Origin of the sequence: Neorhizobium sp. CSC1952 (assembly GCF_030378245.1) — a bacterium.
Classification (GTDB): Bacteria; Pseudomonadota; Alphaproteobacteria; order Rhizobiales; family Rhizobiaceae; genus Neorhizobium; species Neorhizobium oryzae_A.
Genome location: NZ_CP128416.1, coordinates 1,286,857 through 1,303,523, shown reverse-complemented (window position 1 = coordinate 1,303,523; position 16,667 = coordinate 1,286,857). Strand labels below are relative to the sequence as shown.

Genomic DNA, 16,667 nt, shown 5'->3' with positions numbered 1-16,667 from the left:
TTGGGAAACCCGCGCTGGTTTGGGCCGGCGCGGGTTTTTCATTTACTCGTCACGACGTCGAAATAAATCTCTCCGAACATCAACGGAAGAAACCATGTCCGATCTGGAAAACCTGAAAACTTCGCTTCTGGCGGAAATCGCCGGCACGCAGGACGAGGCGGCGATCGAGGCCGTGCGCGTGTCCGCGCTGGGCAAGAAGGGCTCCGTCTCCGAGCTCCTGAAAACGCTCGGCTCGATGTCGCCGGAGGAGCGCCAGAGCCGCGGTGCGGCGATCAACGCGTTGAAGAACGAGATCACCGACGCGATCGCCACCCGCAAGACGGTGCTGAAGGATGCGGCGATCGAGGCGCGGCTGAAGGCCGAGACGGTGGACATCTCGCTTCCCGTGCGCTCTTCGCCTGCCGAGCGCGGCCGCATCCATCCGATCAGCGAGATCGTCGACGAGATCACCGCGATCTTCGGCGACATGGGCTTCTCGATCGCCGAAGGGCCGGATATCGAGACGGACTATTACAATTTCACGGCGCTGAATTTCCCGGAAGGCCATCCGGCCCGCGAGATGCACGACACCTTCTTCTTCCAGCCGGACGAGAACGGTGAGCGCAAGGTGCTGCGCACCCATACGTCTCCGGTGCAGATTCGCACCATGGAGGCTGAGACGCCGCCGATCCGCATCATCATTCCGGGCAAGACCTATCGCCAGGACAGCGACGCGACGCATTCGCCGATGTTCCATCAGGTGGAAGGTCTCGTCGTGGACAGGAAGTCGCATGTCGGCCACATGCGCTGGATCCTGGAGGAGTTCTGCAAGGCCTTCTTCGAAGTGCCTTCGGTGACGATGCGCTTCCGTCCGTCCTTCTTCCCCTTCACCGAGCCGAGCTTCGAGGTGGACATCCAGTGCGACCGCTCCGGCCCGATCGTCAAGTTCGGCGAGGGCACCGACTGGATGGAGATTCTGGGCTGCGGCATGGTGCATCCGAACGTGCTGAAGGCCGGCGGGCTCGACCCGGACGAGTTCCAGGGTTTTGCCTGGGGCATGGGCCTCGACCGCATCGCCATGCTGAAATACGGCATGCCGGACCTGCGGGATTTCTTCAACGCCGATGTCCGCTGGATGAACCACTACGGTTTCCGCCCGCTCGACATGCCGACGCTGTTCGGCGGTTTGAGTGTTTGAGCCAGAGAACCTGACAATGCCGACCTTGCTGATCTGGCATGGATACAAGTTCAGGTTCTACGCTTTGGACGTGGGTGAACCGCCGCATGTCCATATCGTCAAGGATTCAAAATCCCTGAAGGTCTGGCTGAGGAGTTTGGAAGTCGCGCAGAATAAAGGGTATAGTGATCAGGAAATTGGAAGGCTGCTCAAAGTGGCCGCGGACCACCGTGATGAATGGGTAGGCGTTTGGCATGACTTCTTTGGTCTTTGAAACTGATGAGATGCGGCCTGTTCGGGCTTGGTGTGCCGACGGCGAGGTCCACGTGGCGCTCGCCGATGGTCGCGTTATTGCTACGCCTCTCTGGTGGTATCCGTTCCTGTCGGAGCTGAACGACAACCAACTGAACGACATCGAGTTGATGTACGAGGGAATCTGGTGGACCGCTGTCGATGAAGGCATTTCGGTGAAAAGCATGTTCCTGGGCGTAAAGGCCCCCGGCGCCAAGGCTCCGGGAAAGGCCGCCTGACCCGATTTCCCCGATGATTTTGAGACGAGACAAAGACAATGAAATTCACGCTTTCCTGGCTCAAGGATCATCTTGAGACCGACGCAACGCTCACCGAGATCTGCGAGCGCCTCACCTCGATCGGGCTCGAGGTCGAGGATGTCGACGACAAGGCCGCCTACAAGCCCTTCGTCATCGCCAAGGTTCTCTCGGCGGAAAAGCATCCGGAGGCCGACCGCCTGAAGGTGCTGATGGTCGATGCCGGTGACGGCAAGCCGGTGCAGATCGTCTGCGGCGCGCCGAATGCCCGCGCCGGTCTGGTGGGCGCGCTGGCCCGCCCCGGCACCTACGTTCCGGGCATCGACGTGACGCTCGCCGTCGGCAAGATCCGCGGCGTCGAGAGCCACGGCATGATGTGCTCCGAGAAGGAGCTCGACATGTCGGACAATCACGAAGGCATCATCGACCTTCCGGCCGATGCGCCGGTCGGCACCTCCTTCGCAGCCTATGCCGGTCTCGACGATCCGGTCATCGAGATCAACCTGACGCCGAACCGGCCGGACTGCACCTCGATCCACGGGATTGCCCGCGATCTGGCGGCCGCCGGCCTCGGGACGCTGAAACCGCAGGCCAGGCCCGATTTCAGGACCGAAGGCGAGACCTCGGTCGGCCTGAAGATCGTGCTCGACGACGAACGCCTCTGCCCCGGCTTCGCGCTCCGCCTCGTGCGCGGCGTCAAGAACGGCCCGAGCCCGGCCTGGATGCAGGCGCGGCTGAAGGCGATCGGTCTTCGTCCGATCAACGCGCTGGTCGACATCACCAACTACATGACCTTCGACCAGGGCCGGCCGATGCACGTCTTCGATGCCGCCAAGGTGAAGGGCGGCCTGACGGTCCGCCGCGCACTGGACGGCGAGACGGTGCTGGCGCTCGATACGCGTGAGTACAGGCTGACGCCCAACAACGTCGTCATCGCCGACGAAAACGGCGTGGAATCGATCGGCGGCATCATGGGCGGCGAGCATTCCGGCTGCGACGGGAACACGACCGACGTGCTGATCGAATCCGCCCTCTGGGACCCGATCAACATCGCCAAGTCCGGCCGTTCGCTCGGCATCATCACCGATGCGCGCTACCGTTTCGAGCGCGGCGTCGATCCCGAATACATGATCCCCGGCCTCGACCGCACCACCGAACTGGTGCTTCGGCTCTGCGGCGGCACGCCCGCCGAAGCGAAAGTCGTCGGTTACAAGGGACACCAGCCGAAGGTGATCGATTTCCCGTTCTCGGAAGTGAAGCGCCTGACCGGCCTCGAAGTCTCGACCGAGGAAAGCCGCCAGATCCTGACCCGTCTCGGCTTCACGGTGGAAGGTTCGGCTAACGCTTCCGGCGAGCGGGTCTCCGTGACGGTTCCCTCCTGGCGACCGGATGTGGACGGCAAGGCGGACCTCGTCGAAGAGATCATGCGCATCCACGGCGTCGACCAGATCAAGCCGGAGGCGATCGACAGGCTCTCCAGCGTCAACGGAAAGATCCTGACCACGCTGCAGGTGCGCACCCGCGCTGCCAAGCGGGCGCTCGCCGCGCGCGGCATGCTGGAAGCGGTCACCTGGTCCTTCATCTCCGAGGATCAGGCGAAGCTTTTCGGCGGCGGCAGTCAGGCGCTGAAGCTTGCCAACCCGATCGCGTCCGACATGTCGGACATGCGCCCCTCGCTTCTGCCCGGCCTGCTGACGGCAGCGCAGCGCAATGCCGACAAGGGTTTCGGCGACGTGGCGATCTTCGAAGTCTCGGGCACCTACGAGACCGACATGCCGGAAGGCCAGCGGCGCGTGGCCGGCGGCGTGCGCCGCGGCACCGCCTCGATCAATGGCGCGGGCCGCCTCTGGTCGAACAATGCCAAGGGCGGCGGCAAGCCCGTCGACGTCTTCGACGCCAAGGCCGATGCGCTGGCGGTCCTCGAAGCCTGCGGCCTGCCGATGGGCAATGTCCAGATCGAGAAGGGCGCCCCCGCCTGGTATCATCCGGGCCGCTCCGGCACGATCAAGATGGGTCCGAAAGTGGTGCTCGGCTATTTCGGCGAGTTCCATCCGAAGACGCTGGGCAGCCTCGACGTTTCCGGCGCGCTTTGCGGCTTCGAGGTCTTCCTCGATGCCATGCCGGAGCCGAAGAAGAAGGCGACGCGCACCAAGCCGCCGCTCGAACTCTCGCCGTTCCAGGCGGTGAAGCGCGACTTCGCCTTCGTGGTGGCGAGCGACGTGGAAGCCGGCGCGATCGTCAAGGCGGCGGTAAGCGCCGACCGCAAGCTGATCACCGGCGTCAATGTCTTCGACGTGTTCGAAGGCGCCTCGCTCGGCGAGGGCAGGAAGTCGGTGGCGATCGAGGTGCAGATCCAGCCGGTCGAGCGGACGCTGACCGACGAGGATTTCGAGGCGCTGACCGGCAAGATCGTCGCCAATGTCGAAAAGACGACGGGCGGTGTGCTGCGCGCTTAATTCGGGTGGCCTGAATCACCTCTCAAAGTTAGCCTGTCCCTCGAAAGGGGCAGGCTTTTTTGTGCCAGGCCGCCAATGGCCGTCATCCCCGGCCTTGTGCCGGGGATCCAAGCCGCTCGGCAATATCAACGTGGATAGATGCTCGGCACAAGGCCGGGCATGACGGCGGGAGGAGATGGAGAATGCGCGTACCGGGATCGATGAAGGGGCTGGAGGAGCTCGGCCGCGTGCGGCTGTCGAAGAATTTCTTCTTCCGCGATTTCCTGTTTTCCGAGATCGCCAATTTCTACGGCATTCCGAACATTCCCGAAGATCCGGACCTGGCGATCGAAGCCGGCCGCCATCTCTGCGAGGAACTGCTTGAGCCGCTTCACGCGACCTTCGGCCGGCTGCACCTGCGCTCCGGTTACCGCTCGCCGAAGGTCAACGAATTCGGCAACAAAAACAACCTCAACTGCTCTTCGAATGCCAACACCGCGGCCGACCATATCTGGGACCGGCGTGACGCGCAGGGCTTCATGGGCGCCACGGCATGCATCGTCGTGCCCTGGCTGATCGACAACTACGATAGGGAAGGTGACTGGCAGAAACTCGCCTGGTGGATTCACGACCATCTGCCCTACGCCTCAATCATGGTCTTCCCGAAACTCTGGGCGATGAACATCCAGTGGCACGAAAAGCCGGCTCGCCGCATCCGCAGTTTCGCAGAACCGCGCGGCGTGCTCACCAAGATCGGAATGCCCAACAACGAGGGCGATCATTCCGAGCACTACCTCGGATTTCCGGCGCCTGAACGGTAAGTGGTGGCGAACCGTTCAGGAATGCAGGTAATAGAGCTTGTTGACGATGAGCCAGCGCCCGTCGATCTTGAGCAGTGAGAGATAGTCGGAAAAACGCATGCCGGCGAACTCGTCGACGACCTTGACGGTGGCGGCATCGCCGGTCACGTCGAGCGTCTCGATCTGGATGAGCGGCTGCGTGCCGGCGGCCGCCGCGCCCTCCGAGGTCACCGCCGCGATGAAGTCGTCGAGCGAAAGCCATTCGACCGCACCCTGGTAGTTGCCGATGATGCAGGCCTTCGGATGGAAGGCCTTTCGAAGCGCGCCTTCATGCGCAAACGTCATGCCGTCCACATAGAGATGGACAACGGACTGGACTGCCTGCTCCTCCGACATCGCGATCCTCCCGGCTTTCGCTCCAAGGTAGCACGGGAATGGACGAAGCCAATGCCTTTCGGCGGCCCGTCATTCGGAACGCTTGCCGGAGCTTCAACTTACCGAACGGTCCAGGCGGCGGCCTGCTGCCCGTAGCGCGCACCGGAGAATTTCTCCGGCGCCAGCAGGTCGCCGAGCGTCTTCAATTCCTCGGCCGAAAGCGTGATCTCGGTCGCCGCGACGTTCTGCTCCAGATGCGGGATTTTCCGCGCGCCGGGGATCGGCACGATGAAATCGCCCTGGGCGAGCACCCAGGCAAGCGCAAGCTGGGCGGTGGTCACGCCCTTCTCGGTCGCCATGTCTTCGAGAAGCTTCACGAGCGAGGCATTGGCGGCCATATTCTCGGCGCTGAAGCGCGGCAATGAGCGGCGGAAGTCGTCGGTTCCGAAATCCTCCGGTTTCTGAATCTTGCCAGTGAGGAAACCGCGGCCGAGCGGGCTGAAAGGCACGAAGCCGATGCCGAGCTCGCGGCAGGTATCGAGGATTTCGCCTTCCGGATCGCGGGTCCAGAGCGAATATTCGCTCTGCAGCGCGGTAATCGGATGTACGGCATGGGCGCGGCGGATGATGGCGGCGCCGGCTTCCGACAAGCCCAGCGCCCGCACCTTGCCTTCCTTGACGAGCTCGGCCATGGCGCCGACCGTATCCTCGATCGGCACGCTCGGATCGACGCGGTGCTGATAGAAGAGGTCGATCACCTCGACGCCGAGCCGCTTCAGCGAGGCTTCCGCCACTTCGCGCACGTGTTCCGGGCGGCTGTCGAGGCCGACCATGGCACCGGTTTGCGACCTGCCGGTGTCGATCTTGAAACCGAATTTGGTGGCGATCACCACTTTGTCGCGATGAGGCTTGAGTGCCTTGCCGACCAATTCCTCGTTGACGAAAGGTCCGTAGACTTCCGCCGTATCGAAGAAATTGACTCCAATCTCGACAGCCCTGTGCAGGGTCTTGATTGACTCCTGCTCATCCTGACCGCCATACGCGTGGCTCATACCCATGCAGCCGAGACCGACGGCGGAAACGGTGAGTTCTTTTCCGAGTTTTCGCATCTTCATGGGGTGTCTCCTTATCACAACGTGAGAGAAGGGCGCCCAAGCGCCCATTCCGGAAAATCATGCCGATAAAATTCAGGCGCCGGCTTCGTTGAGCAGCCTCATCTGGCCGGGGGAAAGCGTGAGATTCCCGGCGGCGATGATGGCTTCGAGCTGGTCGACGCTGGTGGCGCTGGCGATCGGCGCGGTGACGCCGGGGCTCTGGATGAGCCAGGCGAGCGCGATCGAGGCGGGCTCTGCATCGGTCTCGACCGCGACCTCGTCGAGGGCGGCCAGAATGCGCAGGCCCTTGTCGTTGAGATAGTTGAGCGCCCGGGCGCCACGTGCCTTGCCCTCGGTATCCGCCTTGTCGCGGTACTTGCCGGTGAGGAAACCCGATGCGAGGCCGTAATAGTTGATGACGCCGATATCCTCCCTGATGCAGAGCTCGGCGAGCGGGCCTTCGAAACTATCGCGGTCGTAGAGATTGTATTGCGGCTGCAGTACGTCATAGCGCGGCAGGCCGGCCTTCTTCGCGGCGTCGAAGGAATCCTGCAGCATCGCCGCATCGAGGTTGGAGCAGCCGATCGCGCGGATCTTCCCGGCTTCCTTCAGCTTGGCGAAGGCGCCGAGCGTTTCTTCGTAGGATACCGTTTCGTCCGGCCAGTGGGCGAGATAGAGGTCGATGTAATCGGTCTGCAACCGGCGCAGCGAATGGTCGACCTCTTCGAGGATCCACTTGGCGGAAAGGTCCTTCTTGCCCTGGCCCATGTCCGAGCCGACCTTGGTGACGATGATCGCCTTGTCGCGCGAAACTCCGCCGCGCTTCAGCCATTTGCCGATGATCGTCTCGGATTCGCCGCCCACATGGCCCGGCACCCAGCGGTTATAGGAATCGGCGGTGTCGATCGTGTTGATGCCGGCGTCGAAGAAACTGTCGAGCACCTCGAAGGAGGTCTTCTCGTCGGCGGTCCAGCCGAAGACGTTGCCGCCGAGGACGACGGGCGAGATGGAAAGGCCGGTCCGGCCGAGTGCGCGCAGCTCCATGATATTCCTCCGGATTTTCAGATGAGCGGGCAGGCTTGGGAAAGGAGCCCGAGATTAACTCATGTTCCGCCGCCGACCAGTCCCTATTTTGCGCAGGCGTTCACTTTTTCAAGCAGGGCTTTGCGGCGCGCGTTGCACCCGCCGGAGCGGGCCAATAAGGTGCGAGGCCGCAATGGTTTTCGTGGAGGGTGTCATGCTGCGTTTCGGAATCCTGTCGACTGCAAAGATCGGTCGCGAACTGGTGGTGCCGGCCATCCAGGATGCGGAAAACTGCGTGGTGACGGCTTTTGCGAGCCGCGATCTCGCCAAGGCCCGGGCGCTTGCCGACCGCTTCGGCGCGCCGCATGCCTTCGGCTCCTATGAGGAGATGCTGGCATCCGATGTCGTCGACGCGGTCTATATCCCGCTGCCGACGAGCCAGCACGTGGAATGGTCCGTCAAGGCGGCCCAAGCCGGCAAGCATGTGCTGGCCGAAAAGCCGATCGCGCTGAAGGCCGGCGAGATCGAGACGCTGATCGCCGCCCGCGACAGGCACGGGGTGCTGATCTCCGAAGCCTTCATGGTGACCTATGCGCCGGTCTGGCTGAAGGTGCGGGAGCTCCTGAGGGAGAAGGCGATCGGCGAGCTGAAACACGTGCAGGGCGCCTTCAGCTATTTCAACCGGGATCCGTCCAACATGCGCAACATTCCCGAACTCGGCGGCGGCGCGCTGCCGGATATCGGGGTCTATCCGACCATCACGACACGTTTCGTGACCGGGAAGGAGCCGTTCCGGGTGCAGGCGAAAGTGGAGCGCGATGCGGATTTCGGCACCGACATCTATTCCAGCGTCAAGGCGGATTTCGGCGCGTTCGAGCTGACCTTCTATGTCGCGACCCAGATGGCCGCCCGCCAGATCATGGTTTTCCACGGCACGGAGGGCTATATCGAGGTGAAATCCCCCTTCAACGCCAACCGCTGGGGCGCCGAGGAGATCGAGGTCGCCAATCAGAATCATCAGGCCTCGCAAATATTCCGCTTCCCCGACAGCCGCCAGTACAAGCGGCAGGCGGAGGCTTTCGCGCGTGCCGCCGCAGGTGAGCAAGCCGAAGTAGTGACGCTCGAAAATTCGCTCCTGAACCAGAAGTTCATCGATGCCATCTACCGCGCGGGCGGCCACGACGGCTGGGAGACGGTCTGAGGAGGCTCAGCGCCTGAAGACGAAGCGCGAATAGCCGAAGAGGCTGTAGCCGATCGCCGCAAGCGAGGCGAAGACGACCGCGACGGCGGGCTGCAGGAAGGGCGCGCGGTACATGAGCGTCGCATAGATGGCGTAGTTGACCAGCGCCGCGGTGATGCCGACCGCCCAGTAGCGGAAGCCCCCGGCCGCAAGGGAGTGGCCGAAGGTCCGGCTGTGGCCGACGAACCAGGCGACGGCCATGGCGGTCGCGATCGCCGGGATGCGGGCGATGAACGGACCGAGCCCGGCATGCTCGATCAGAACATGCGTGAGCGCCGCATCGGCGAGCAATCCGATGACGCCTGCGGTCAGGAACCGGAAGAGTGGCTTCATGCCGCGCGAAGGCGGCGGGCGACCAGAAGGCCGACGAGGAAGTTGATCAGGCCGGCATTGTAGCCGAGGATGGCGATCAGCAGGTTGAGATAGGAAGCCGGACCGGACGACGTGACGGTCGCAAGCGCGAATGTCGCAACGATCAGGAACGCGATGAAGGCCACCGAAAAGGCAGACCGCATCATGCCGGCGCAAACGCCTATCGATGCAGCGGTCAAGAAAAGCACCTGGCGTCTCCTTTCTGCCCTGGGTGGGACGAAGATATCCGCCACCTGCTAATAAATGCTTTCGCGCATCGGTGCGAAGAGGTTCGGGTTGACGCAAAATCGGCCGGAAATGGGTCCATTTTGGGACGCTGCGCATCGTCAGTCGGCGATGTCCGCTTTCGGCGCGGATCCCGCCACGACATAAGGCGCCAGCGTGCACGGCAGGTCCCCGCACCAGAGGAGGCTGACATGATAGCCCGAGACGGGGCAGGTCAGCGCGATGACCTCGCCCTCGAATTCGGCCGTTTCGCCGGTCGGCTTCCGGATGATGCCGTCGCCGGAGACGGCATCGAATTCCACGCCGATCGCGCCGAGTACGGAGATCGCCTGCGGCCGGTCCTTGAAGCGAAGCAGCAACCGTTCAGGCATGAATCTCCGCCTTTCTCTTCAGACGAGCCCGGTAATCGCCGCCGCGGTCGTGCCGGTCGCGAAGACGCGGGTCACCCTGAGCGGCAGCAGGCTGCCGGAGGAAACGTTCGAAAGCGCCAGGGTTTCCCCCGAAAGCATCCGCACGGAGAGATTGCCGCCGGTTCCGACGTAAAGCGCCCGCGTCGTCTCCGGCAGATCGCTGCCGTCGCTGGGGGTGATGGCAAAACCGGACGAGGCCGGGCCGGAAAGGGAGGCCTGCATATGGGCGAAACGGTCGGGCATGGACGAGATCTCCTTGAATGTCGTTCGCCGTCATTGTCGCTCTCCTCGCGGGCCCCGGGGAAATGCAAGGCCGGAAAAACATCGGTGCCGGAGGTCCGTGAACCGGTCTATAGAAGGGAAATGTGGTCGCTGCGGAAAAAGAAAAGGTGCTGCTTCAAGTGGTTGGAGGTTGAAGGAGTTGGATGGCGCTGCGTGGGCGGCCCGGAATTTTTCCTTCCGGGACTGCTTTGGACGCGCCGGATCATCCCCGTCTCGCCTCCATTCCGGGTGATGAATTCGCCGGCCACATCCTTTAAAAGGAAAGGATGAACACACTGCTCGCCAACGATTCGCCCACGAACCTGACCGAGTTTTCGGTGTCGGAACTCTCCGGCTCGATCAAGCGCACGGTCGAAAACGCCTTCGACCACGTGCGGGTGAGGGGGGAAATCTCCGGTTATCGCGGCCAGCATTCCTCGGGACACGCCTATTTCTCGCTGAAGGACGACCGCGCCCGCATCGATGCGGTGATCTGGAAGGGCACTTTTCCGCGGATAAAATTCCGCCCGGAAGAGGGCATGGAGGTGATCGCCACCGGCAAGGTCACCACCTTCCCGGGCTCCTCGAAATACCAGATCGTCATCGAGAACCTGGAGCCGGCCGGCGCCGGCGCGCTGATGGCGCTCATCGAGGAACGGCGCCGCAAGCTTGCCGCCGAAGGCCTGTTCGACCAGGGCCGCAAGCAGCCTCTGCCCTTCCTGCCGCAGGTGATCGGCGTCGTGACCTCGCCGACCGGCGCGGTCATCCGCGATATCCTGCACCGCATCTCCGACCGGTTCCCGGTGCATGTCATCGTCTGGCCGGTGAAGGTGCAGGGGGAAGGTTCGGGCGACGAAGTGGCGGCGGCGATCCGCGGCTTCAACGGGATCGCGCCGGGCGGAGCGGTGAAACGGCCGGACGTGCTGATCGTCGCGCGCGGCGGCGGCAGCCTGGAAGACCTCTGGAGCTTCAACGACGAGGCGGTGGTGCGGGCCGCCGCCGAAAGCGAAATCCCGCTGATCTCCGCCGTCGGCCACGAAACCGACTGGACGCTGATCGACCATGCGGCGGACGTGCGCGCCCCGACGCCGACCGGGGCTGCGGAAATGGCCGTGCCGGTGAAGGCCGACCTCGATGCGCAGATCGCGAACCTGACGGCCCGGCTGCGCAACTGCACCAGCCGGCACATGGATCATCGCCGCCAGTCCGTTCGCGCACTCGTCCGCGCGCTACCGTCGCTCGATCAGCTGCTGGCCCTGCCGCGCCGCCGTTTCGACGAGGCGGCGGCCGGTCTCGGACGGGGGCTGGAGCGCACGACGGTGGTCAAGCGCCGCAGCTTCGAGCGAGCCTCTTCGGGCCTGCGGCTGGAACTGCTCACCAACCGGCTTGCCCAGCAGCGGCAATTGCTGGCCGACCGGATCATGCGCAGCGAGCGGTGTCTGGAACGGCAATTGCTGAGGGAGCACAACCGCGTCGCCAAGGCGGGCGCATCGCTTTCCGCCCTGCCGGCGCGGCTGATCGGCCAGTTGCAGCGCGAGCGCCAGCACCTCGCGTCGCTGTCCCGCCATGCGGATACGGCCGTCTCGCACGCGCTCGCCCGCAGCCGGGCGGCGATCGCGGCGCAGGATCGCGTGCTGCAGTCCTTGTCCTATACGAATGTCCTGAAACGCGGTTTTGCGGTTATCCGCGATGAAAATGACCGGCCGCTCACGCGTGCTGCGGATGTCGGCCTGGGCCGCGCCGTTTCCCTGCAGTTCGCAGATGGCCGCATCGCCGCCGTCACGGGCGAAAGCGGAGAAATCGCCGAGCGGCCGGCCGCTCCGCCCCAGCCGAAGAAGCGGCCGGCAAAGCCGGAGCCGGGAAGCGATCCGCCGAAGCAGGGCAGCCTCTTCTGATGCGGGTACTGCTGGTTCTCGCGCATCCCCTGCCGGAAAGCTATGCGGCCTCCGTGGCAAGGACCGTGCGGGAAACCCTGCAAGCGGGCGGCCACGCGGTCGACCTCCTCGACCTCTATGCCGAGGATTTCGATCCCCGGCTGACGGAAAAGGAACGGCGGGGTTATTTCGATAGTCCCTACGATACGTCGGAAGTCGCGGGCCTTGTGGAGCGGCTCAAGGCGGCAGACGCGCTGATGCTGGTCTTCCCGCAATGGTGGTTCAATCTGCCGGCGGCGCTGAAAGGCTTCTTCGACAGGGTCTTTGCGCCGGGCGTGGCTTTCAGGCACGACAAGACCGGCGGCAGGATCGTTCCGCAGCTCACGAACATCCGCCATTTCTGGGTCTTCACGACGACCGGTTCGCCCTGGTGGGTCGTGAAGCTCTATATGGGCGATCCGGTGCGCCGGCAGATGAGGCGCGGCATCGCGATCTTCTGCAACAGAAAGGTCCGTTTCCGCATGCTGGCGCTCCACGACATGGACCGCGCCACCGACGACAAACGCAGGCGCCACCTGGAGCGCGTGCGGACCGCGCTCCAGACATTGCAATAGCCGCTCGGGCGCGATGCCGAAATCCAGGGCGCTCTAGCGTGTGCGCATGCCGGCCGTCTCGTCGAAATGCAGCGGCTTGTCGAATTTTGGGAGCGGCGCTTCCGGCACCGAGCCGATCGTCACGCCATATTGCCAGTCCGGCGGGCAGATCGCGATGTAGCGGGCATAGCCGCCGACCCCGCCGCCGAACTTCGGATAGCCGATTGCCACCAAGGCGCCGGTTTCGGGCACCTTGTCGAGGTTCGCCACGCCTTCGGCCTGGGCGAAGCCGTTATGCATCAGCCAGTATTCGCCTTCCAGATTGGGCGTCGTATCCGTGTCCAGCGGTTCGTGGCCGTGGAACAGGATCCTGCGTTCGAGATGCAGGAATTTCAGCGCGTCGAGCGAGACGCCGGGAAAGGGGCGGGTGGTGGAAAGCGACGGGTCCGGCCATTTCTTGTACCAGCCGGAGCGTACGAAGACGACCGAACCTTCCGGGATTCGCCCGTGCCCGGCTTCGAAATCGGTGATGTCTGAGACCTGCAGGTGATAGCCGGCATCGGCCTTCACCTTGTCTTCGATATTGATGACGACGAGCGGACGCACGGCATAGGTCGCGGGGATTTCGTCGATCGCCGCATATTCCGGCGCCCAATGGGCCGGCGGATCGAGCTGCGTGCCGAGCTGATCCGTGGCGAGATTGTAGGTGGAGGCGGCAAAGCCGTGCTTCTCGTAGGTGAAGGTCTCACCCTTCTTGGCATAGCCTTCGAGATCGACCCCGGCGGCGGCCTGCCCGAACGCCGATTTGCCGAAACCCGCCCAGACGGGAATGTTCGGCGTGATCGTGTGGGTGAGGTCGACATATTTGGCACCCTTCAGCGCCTCGTTATAGACTTTCCAGAGGCCCGGTTCCTGGGCCAGGGCGGTGGTGATCGGGACAAGGGCGAGAAGCGCTGCGCCGAGCGGCGCGGCCAAACGGATAAGCGGATGAGGCATTGCGGTTTCCCTCTCTGGCGTCTGTTTGATCATCGGCCGACACGCAAGCCGTGCCGCCGCGATCAGTTTCCCGCCGCAAAAGAGGGGAAGTCAACTCTATCGCGAGATCACGAGTGGACCTTGGCCGTGAGCCCGATGCCCAGCGACTTCATCACGGCGATCGTTGTTTTGAGTGTCGGATTGCCGGTTGCGCTGAAGGAACGGTAGAGCTGCTCGCGCGAAAGGCCGGTATCCTTGGCGATCTGGGTCATGCCTTTGGCGCGCGCGACGACGCCGAGCGCATGCGCGATATAGGCAGCGTCCTCCGTCTCGAAAGCTTCCGCCATGAAGGTGGCGATCGCTTCGTCCGAGCCAAGGTCTTCCGCGGGATCGTAGTTCGAAAGTTTCTCGGCCATCATTCACTCCATTCCTGCGAGAGCTTTTTCGCGAGCTTGATGTCCCTTGCCTGGCTGCTCTTGTCGCCTCCGCACAGAAGTACGATCAGGAGGTTGCCGCGTTGCTGGAAATAGATGCGGTAGCCAGGCCCGTAGTGAATACGCAGCTCGCTGACTCCATCACCGACCGGCGCCACATCGCCAGCATGCCCGAAGGCGAGGCGGTCGAGCCGGGAAGCAATCATCGCTCGGGCGCGGTCGTCTCTCAGACCCGTGCGCCACTTGCGGAAGGCTTCCGTTTGCTTGAGCTCGAACACGCACGGAATGTAGTTTTAAAACTACATTCCGTCAATGGGAGCGATCGGATCAGGCCCACTCGCCCCTGCGCATGACCGGCACGCGGGAGCCGTCGGCGCGGATGCCGTCGATATCGACCTTGTCGGAACCGATCATCCAGTCGATGTGGATGAGGCTCGAATTGCCGCCTTGCGCCTTGATCTCGTCCTGGCTGAGCATCGCGCCGTTCAGGAAGCATTTCGAGTAGCACTGGCCGAGCGCGATGTGGCAGGAGGCGTTTTCGTCGAACAGCGTGTTGTAGAACAGGATGCCGCTCCTGGAGATCGGCGAGGAATGCGGCACGAGCGCCACTTCGCCGAGCCGGCGGGCGCCTTCGTCGGTGTCCAGCACCTTGTTCAGGACTTCCTCGCCCCGAGACGCTTTTGCCTCGACGATGCGGCCGCCTTCGAACTTCACCCGGATGTCGTCGATCAGCGTTCCCTGATGCGACAGCGGCTTGGTGCTCGACACATGGCCTTCGACCTTCAGCGCATGCGGTGTGGTGAAGACTTCTTCGGTCGGAATGTTGGGGTTGCAGGTGATGCCGTTCTTGGCCGTCGAGGCGCCGCCATGCCATTCGTGGCCGTCGGCGAGCCCCACCGTCAGGTCCGTGCCGGGGCCGGTGAAATGAAGGGCCGAGAAACGCTCCTCGTTCAGCCAGCTCGAACGCTTCTTGAGATTGGCGTTGTGCTCCGCCCAGGCGGCGATGGGATCGGCGAGATCGACGCGCGATGCGGCGAAGATCGCCTCCGCCAGCTTGCCGACCGCGACATCCTCGGGAACATCCGGGAAGACCTGTTTCGCCCAGGAGGGGTTCGGGTAGGAGATGATGTTCCAGTTGATGTCGAAATTGGCGATCTTCTCCAGTGCCGGCTTGTAAGCCATGGAATTGGCCTTGTTGGCGCGGGCCACCTTGGCGGGATCCTGGCCGGAGAGCAGCATCGGGTTGTCGCCGGCGATCGCCAGCCGCGCCGCGCCGTTGCCATAGGCCCTGGCCATGCCCTCGTAGAGCCAGTCGGAGGCCCGGTCGAAGCTCGCATCGGGCGCGTATTCGTAACGCGAAAGCGTGGTCTCCTCGTCCGAATAGAAAGTCGTGACGATGCCGGCGCCGGCCTTGTAGGCATGCTTGGTGATGAGGCGCACGAGCGGCAGGGCGGCAAGCGGCGCCGTGATCACCAGATCCTGGCCCTGTTCGAGCCTCAGGCCTACTTTCACGGCCACTTCCGCAAGCTTTTCAAGCTTCTGGGGATCGACGACGGTTTGAAAATTCGGCACGATTGTCATGAGGGCCTCTGCTTTCTTCCTGTGCGATCCGCCAGACTTAAAGAGGTTTGGGGCAAAATTGAAGCTCGCCCGACGTGAAACTGCGATCCCGCCTCTGCCGGCTCACGCCACGAGCGGAGCGGCGACGGCCTTCAGCGCATCGCGCGCCGCCTTCGGATCGAGCCGCACCTGCAGCCCGCGCTGGCCGCCGTTGATATAGACATGCGGCTCGTCGAGCGCCGTCGCTTCGATCGCGGCCGGGACCTGCTTCTTCTGGCCGAAGGGGCTGATGCCGCCGACATGATAGCCGGTCGCGCGCTCCGCATCGGCGGGTTTCATCATGTTGGCCGATTTGCCGCCGAAGGCGGCGGCGAGCTTCTTCATGGAAACCTCCCGGTCCGAGGGAACGACGACGCAGACCGGCTTGCCGTCCACTTCCGCCATCAGGGTCTTCAGCACCCGGCGCGGCTCCTCGCCGATCGCCTCCGCCGCCTGCAGCCCGATCCGGTCGGCATTCGGATCGTAGTCGTAACTGACGGTGGTGAAAGCAACCCCGGCCTTTTCGAGCGCCTGCGTGGCGCGGGTGGTCTTGGACATGTCCCGTCAGCGGCTCGATTGAGAATGGGCACGGTCCAATTTGTCCAGGAGATCAAGGCCGCGTTTCTTGTTCCCCTTCGCCGCAAGCAGACGGAAGCGGGTTTCGATGTCGAATTCGGCGAGAGCTCTCGCAGAGAATTCCTCGAAAAGCTTGTTGATGCTCGTCCCGCGCGCCGCGGCGAGGGCCTTGAGGCGTTCGTGCTGATCCACAGGAAGCCGTATCGTCAGAGTGCTCATTTTGCGTTTCTCCAAGCCGGAAACTCACCGGCGGTGAAGATCTTCAAGTTCGGAAACGCGAGTTCCGCCTGAGCGAAATCGCGCTTATTTGCCGTTATAATTACGTCCGCTCCACCACCGATCGCCAATTCCACGATGTGGTTATCTGCTTCATCGCGAAGATTGGGCCGACAGAGAAAATATATCGGTATCCATTGGCAGCATGTGAAGAAAGCATGCAGCAATTCAGTTCTCTCCTCAACGGAAAGCAGCGCCCGGGCGAAGAGGTCATCTCTGCTGCAGACATCTTCATACTCCGAGAAAAGAGCGTTCGCCATCAAGGGTCTGATCTCGTCCCGTAAACACAGCCGGATAACGTGACGAGGCGCGCCGTCCGCATTCATCACAGCGGATACGAAGATATTCGTATCGATCACAACCTTCATGAAATGACAGCATATATGCTGTCACTTTGGCGT

General features: G+C 63.2%; 22 protein-coding genes. 8 read left to right on the top strand and 14 right to left on the bottom strand.

Annotation, left to right across the window (positions count from 1 at the left end):
- Positions 1 to 94: 94 nt before the first annotated feature.
- The 5 genes from pheS to QTA58_RS06685 all read left to right on the top strand — a co-directional run bounded on the left by pheS (position 95) and on the right by QTA58_RS06685 (position 4,960).
- Positions 95 to 1,177 carry a phenylalanine--tRNA ligase subunit alpha gene (pheS, locus tag QTA58_RS06705; protein ID WP_085422029.1) on the top strand — a complete coding sequence of 361 codons (1,083 nt, stop codon included), beginning with the start codon at positions 95 to 97 and terminating at the stop codon, positions 1,175 to 1,177.
- Between the two features lie 16 nt (positions 1,178 to 1,193).
- The gene (locus tag QTA58_RS06700) at positions 1,194 to 1,430 is read left to right on the top strand and encodes a DUF4160 domain-containing protein (protein WP_289672174.1); all 237 of its coding nucleotides are present in this window, start codon (positions 1,194 to 1,196) and stop codon (positions 1,428 to 1,430) included.
- A complete protein-coding gene (locus QTA58_RS06695; RefSeq protein ID WP_234811106.1) occupies positions 1,411 to 1,686 on the top strand; it encodes a DUF2442 domain-containing protein in 276 nt (91 codons plus the stop codon). The genes QTA58_RS06700 and QTA58_RS06695 overlap by 20 nt, the downstream gene beginning before the upstream one ends.
- A 38-nt stretch (positions 1,687 to 1,724) precedes the next feature.
- Positions 1,725 to 4,160, top strand: a complete 2,436-nt coding sequence (gene pheT / locus QTA58_RS06690) for a phenylalanine--tRNA ligase subunit beta (RefSeq protein ID WP_289672173.1) — start codon at positions 1,725 to 1,727, stop codon at positions 4,158 to 4,160.
- A 182-nt stretch (positions 4,161 to 4,342) separates the two neighbouring features.
- A complete protein-coding gene (locus tag QTA58_RS06685) occupies positions 4,343 to 4,960 on the top strand; it encodes a hypothetical protein (protein ID WP_289672172.1) in 618 nt (205 codons plus the stop codon).
- A gap of 15 nt (positions 4,961 to 4,975) precedes the next feature.
- Here QTA58_RS06685 and QTA58_RS06680 read toward each other — a convergent pair whose 3' ends face one another.
- The 3 genes from QTA58_RS06680 to QTA58_RS06670 form a co-directional block, all read right to left on the bottom strand.
- Complete coding sequence (locus QTA58_RS06680) at positions 4,976 to 5,335, bottom strand: nuclear transport factor 2 family protein (RefSeq protein ID WP_085422034.1); 360 nt, start codon at positions 5,333 to 5,335, stop codon at positions 4,976 to 4,978.
- Between the two features lie 98 nt (positions 5,336 to 5,433).
- Positions 5,434 to 6,429 (bottom strand): aldo/keto reductase, encoded by a 996-nt coding sequence (locus tag QTA58_RS06675; RefSeq protein ID WP_289672171.1) that lies wholly within the window; start codon positions 6,427 to 6,429, stop codon positions 5,434 to 5,436.
- 72 nt (positions 6,430 to 6,501) lie between these two features.
- Positions 6,502 to 7,452 carry an aldo/keto reductase gene (locus QTA58_RS06670; RefSeq protein WP_289672170.1) on the bottom strand — a complete coding sequence of 317 codons (951 nt, stop codon included), beginning with the start codon at positions 7,450 to 7,452 and terminating at the stop codon, positions 6,502 to 6,504.
- A gap of 193 nt (positions 7,453 to 7,645) precedes the next feature.
- On the opposite strand from QTA58_RS06670, the gene QTA58_RS06665 reads away from it, so the two are divergent.
- A complete protein-coding gene (locus tag QTA58_RS06665; protein WP_289672169.1) occupies positions 7,646 to 8,632 on the top strand; it encodes a Gfo/Idh/MocA family oxidoreductase in 987 nt (328 codons plus the stop codon).
- Positions 8,633 to 8,638: 6 nt separating this feature from the next.
- On the opposite strand, the gene QTA58_RS06660 is transcribed toward QTA58_RS06665, so the two are convergent.
- The 4 genes from QTA58_RS06660 to QTA58_RS06645 all read right to left on the bottom strand — a co-directional run bounded on the left by QTA58_RS06660 (position 8,639) and on the right by QTA58_RS06645 (position 9,921).
- Complete coding sequence (locus QTA58_RS06660) at positions 8,639 to 9,004, bottom strand: GtrA family protein (protein WP_289672168.1); 366 nt, start codon at positions 9,002 to 9,004, stop codon at positions 8,639 to 8,641.
- Positions 9,001 to 9,231 (bottom strand): hypothetical protein, encoded by a 231-nt coding sequence (locus QTA58_RS06655; RefSeq protein WP_085422039.1) that lies wholly within the window; start codon positions 9,229 to 9,231, stop codon positions 9,001 to 9,003. The genes QTA58_RS06660 and QTA58_RS06655 overlap by 4 nt, the downstream gene beginning before the upstream one ends.
- A gap of 138 nt (positions 9,232 to 9,369) precedes the next feature.
- Positions 9,370 to 9,639, bottom strand: coding sequence for a hypothetical protein (locus QTA58_RS06650; protein WP_289672167.1), 270 nt, complete (start codon positions 9,637 to 9,639; stop codon positions 9,370 to 9,372).
- Between the two features lie 18 nt (positions 9,640 to 9,657).
- On the bottom strand, positions 9,658 to 9,921 hold the full coding sequence (locus QTA58_RS06645; RefSeq protein ID WP_085422041.1) for a hypothetical protein: 264 nt from the start codon (positions 9,919 to 9,921) through the stop codon (positions 9,658 to 9,660).
- A 305-nt stretch (positions 9,922 to 10,226) separates the two neighbouring features.
- Here QTA58_RS06645 and xseA point away from each other — a divergent pair, with 305 nt between their 5' ends.
- Entirely contained in the window at positions 10,227 to 11,834 is a 1,608-nt protein-coding gene (xseA, locus tag QTA58_RS06640) for an exodeoxyribonuclease VII large subunit (RefSeq protein ID WP_289672166.1), read from the top strand.
- The gene (locus QTA58_RS06635) at positions 11,834 to 12,427 is read left to right on the top strand and encodes an NAD(P)H-dependent oxidoreductase (protein WP_289672165.1); all 594 of its coding nucleotides are present in this window, start codon (positions 11,834 to 11,836) and stop codon (positions 12,425 to 12,427) included. Before xseA ends, QTA58_RS06635 begins: the two co-directional genes overlap by 1 nt.
- 33 nt (positions 12,428 to 12,460) lie before the next feature.
- On the opposite strand, the gene QTA58_RS06630 is transcribed toward QTA58_RS06635, so the two are convergent.
- From QTA58_RS06630 to QTA58_RS06600, 7 genes are all read right to left on the bottom strand, one after another.
- The gene (locus QTA58_RS06630) at positions 12,461 to 13,402 is read right to left on the bottom strand and encodes a cyclase family protein (RefSeq protein WP_289672164.1); all 942 of its coding nucleotides are present in this window, start codon (positions 13,400 to 13,402) and stop codon (positions 12,461 to 12,463) included.
- A 107-nt stretch (positions 13,403 to 13,509) separates the two neighbouring features.
- Entirely contained in the window at positions 13,510 to 13,797 is a 288-nt protein-coding gene (locus tag QTA58_RS06625; RefSeq protein ID WP_289673043.1) for an addiction module antidote protein, read from the bottom strand.
- The gene (locus tag QTA58_RS06620; RefSeq protein WP_289672163.1) at positions 13,797 to 14,093 is read right to left on the bottom strand and encodes a type II toxin-antitoxin system RelE/ParE family toxin; all 297 of its coding nucleotides are present in this window, start codon (positions 14,091 to 14,093) and stop codon (positions 13,797 to 13,799) included. The genes QTA58_RS06625 and QTA58_RS06620 overlap by 1 nt, the downstream gene beginning before the upstream one ends.
- A gap of 49 nt (positions 14,094 to 14,142) precedes the next feature.
- Positions 14,143 to 15,396, bottom strand: a complete 1,254-nt coding sequence (locus QTA58_RS06615) for an aminopeptidase (protein ID WP_289672162.1) — start codon at positions 15,394 to 15,396, stop codon at positions 14,143 to 14,145.
- 102 nt (positions 15,397 to 15,498) lie between these two features.
- Positions 15,499 to 15,972, bottom strand: coding sequence for a Cys-tRNA(Pro) deacylase (ybaK, locus tag QTA58_RS06610; protein ID WP_289672161.1), 474 nt, complete (start codon positions 15,970 to 15,972; stop codon positions 15,499 to 15,501).
- Between the two features lie 6 nt (positions 15,973 to 15,978).
- Positions 15,979 to 16,209 (bottom strand): ribbon-helix-helix protein, CopG family, encoded by a 231-nt coding sequence (locus tag QTA58_RS06605; protein ID WP_085422048.1) that lies wholly within the window; start codon positions 16,207 to 16,209, stop codon positions 15,979 to 15,981.
- Positions 16,206 to 16,634 carry a putative toxin-antitoxin system toxin component, PIN family gene (locus tag QTA58_RS06600; protein WP_289672160.1) on the bottom strand — a complete coding sequence of 143 codons (429 nt, stop codon included), beginning with the start codon at positions 16,632 to 16,634 and terminating at the stop codon, positions 16,206 to 16,208. Before QTA58_RS06600 ends, QTA58_RS06605 begins: the two co-directional genes overlap by 4 nt.
- Positions 16,635 to 16,667: the final 33 nt, after the last annotated feature.

Excerpts from the sequence above, each read along its gene's own strand:
- pheS (WP_085422029.1), top strand. The coding sequence starts at position 95 with ATGTCCGATCTGGAAAACCTGAAAACTTCGCTTCTGGCGGAAATCGCC.
- QTA58_RS06700 (WP_289672174.1), top strand. The coding sequence starts at position 1,194 with ATGCCGACCTTGCTGATCTGGCATGGATACAAGTTCAGGTTCTACGCT.
- QTA58_RS06695 (WP_234811106.1), top strand. The coding sequence starts at position 1,411 with ATGACTTCTTTGGTCTTTGAAACTGATGAGATGCGGCCTGTTCGGGCT.
- pheT (WP_289672173.1), top strand. The coding sequence starts at position 1,725 with ATGAAATTCACGCTTTCCTGGCTCAAGGATCATCTTGAGACCGACGCA.
- QTA58_RS06685 (WP_289672172.1), top strand. The coding sequence starts at position 4,343 with ATGCGCGTACCGGGATCGATGAAGGGGCTGGAGGAGCTCGGCCGCGTG.
- QTA58_RS06680 (WP_085422034.1), bottom strand. The coding sequence starts at position 5,335 with ATGTCGGAGGAGCAGGCAGTCCAGTCCGTTGTCCATCTCTATGTGGAC.
- QTA58_RS06675 (WP_289672171.1), bottom strand. The coding sequence starts at position 6,429 with ATGAAGATGCGAAAACTCGGAAAAGAACTCACCGTTTCCGCCGTCGGT.
- QTA58_RS06670 (WP_289672170.1), bottom strand. The coding sequence starts at position 7,452 with ATGGAGCTGCGCGCACTCGGCCGGACCGGCCTTTCCATCTCGCCCGTC.
- QTA58_RS06665 (WP_289672169.1), top strand. The coding sequence starts at position 7,646 with ATGCTGCGTTTCGGAATCCTGTCGACTGCAAAGATCGGTCGCGAACTG.
- QTA58_RS06660 (WP_289672168.1), bottom strand. The coding sequence starts at position 9,004 with ATGAAGCCACTCTTCCGGTTCCTGACCGCAGGCGTCATCGGATTGCTC.
- QTA58_RS06650 (WP_289672167.1), bottom strand. The coding sequence starts at position 9,639 with ATGCCTGAACGGTTGCTGCTTCGCTTCAAGGACCGGCCGCAGGCGATC.
- QTA58_RS06645 (WP_085422041.1), bottom strand. The coding sequence starts at position 9,921 with ATGCCCGACCGTTTCGCCCATATGCAGGCCTCCCTTTCCGGCCCGGCC.
- xseA (WP_289672166.1), top strand. The coding sequence starts at position 10,227 with ATGAACACACTGCTCGCCAACGATTCGCCCACGAACCTGACCGAGTTT.
- QTA58_RS06635 (WP_289672165.1), top strand. The coding sequence starts at position 11,834 with ATGCGGGTACTGCTGGTTCTCGCGCATCCCCTGCCGGAAAGCTATGCG.
- QTA58_RS06630 (WP_289672164.1), bottom strand. The coding sequence starts at position 13,402 with ATGCCTCATCCGCTTATCCGTTTGGCCGCGCCGCTCGGCGCAGCGCTT.
- QTA58_RS06625 (WP_289673043.1), bottom strand. The coding sequence starts at position 13,797 with ATGGCCGAGAAACTTTCGAACTACGATCCCGCGGAAGACCTTGGCTCG.
- QTA58_RS06615 (WP_289672162.1), bottom strand. The coding sequence starts at position 15,396 with ATGACAATCGTGCCGAATTTTCAAACCGTCGTCGATCCCCAGAAGCTT.
- ybaK (WP_289672161.1), bottom strand. The coding sequence starts at position 15,972 with ATGTCCAAGACCACCCGCGCCACGCAGGCGCTCGAAAAGGCCGGGGTT.
- QTA58_RS06605 (WP_085422048.1), bottom strand. The coding sequence starts at position 16,209 with ATGAGCACTCTGACGATACGGCTTCCTGTGGATCAGCACGAACGCCTC.
- QTA58_RS06600 (WP_289672160.1), bottom strand. The coding sequence starts at position 16,634 with ATGAAGGTTGTGATCGATACGAATATCTTCGTATCCGCTGTGATGAAT.